The organism is Halorubrum sp. Atlit-28R, from assembly GCF_003665955.1.
Taxonomy (GTDB): Archaea; Halobacteriota; Halobacteria; order Halobacteriales; family Haloferacaceae; genus Halorubrum; species Halorubrum tropicale.
Window position 1 is genome coordinate 1 of sequence record NZ_QPLS01000115.1, and the last position, 554, is coordinate 554.

At 63.9% G+C, this 554-nt stretch carries 2 pseudogenes; both read left to right on the forward strand.

The window, feature by feature from the left end:
* Positions 1-318: pseudogene (locus tag DVK06_RS17070) on the forward strand (electron transfer flavoprotein subunit beta/FixA family protein); the annotation flags it as partial.
* A 2-nt stretch (positions 319-320) separates the two neighbouring features.
* A pseudogene (locus DVK06_RS17075) lies at positions 321-512 on the forward strand (electron transfer flavoprotein subunit alpha/FixB family protein); the annotation flags it as partial.
* Positions 513-554 lie beyond the last annotated feature (42 nt).

Consider the following 554-nt stretch of genomic DNA (forward strand, 5'->3'; position numbering starts at 1 on the left):
CCCGAATTCACCCCATCGTATCGGACGGCGGGCGAGCGACTCACGCTGAAAGACCTCCGCGCGGAGACACAGGAGCGTGCCGAGAACTACGAGGACCATCTCACGGTTCGGGACCACGCGGACATCAACGTCGACCCGGACTACATCGGTCTCGATGGCTCGCCGACCATCGTCTCCTCTGTCGACCCGATTCCGAAGGCACCAGCGGAACGCGAGGCGACGATGGTCGACCCGGACGATTCGAGCGCGATGCAGGACGTACTGGAGGCGATGAAGTCGGCAGTCGGCGGCGATACCGCCGCTGCGGGGGGTGACTGACGATGACCGACTTCGACCCGGGAGACTACGAGATTTCGGAACTCGGCCCGGCAATCAAGGATATCGAAGACCGCGGCGAGTTAGAGGAGATTCTCCAGGCCGAACATCGCGGGGAGAACCGCGCCGGAGCCATCGCACTCATCGAGAGTCGCATCGAGAAGTTCTCCGAAGACGAGGAGGAACCGGCCGACGCCTAGGGACTCGACCTCGCGTCCATGAGCACCGCGGAGGTCGGA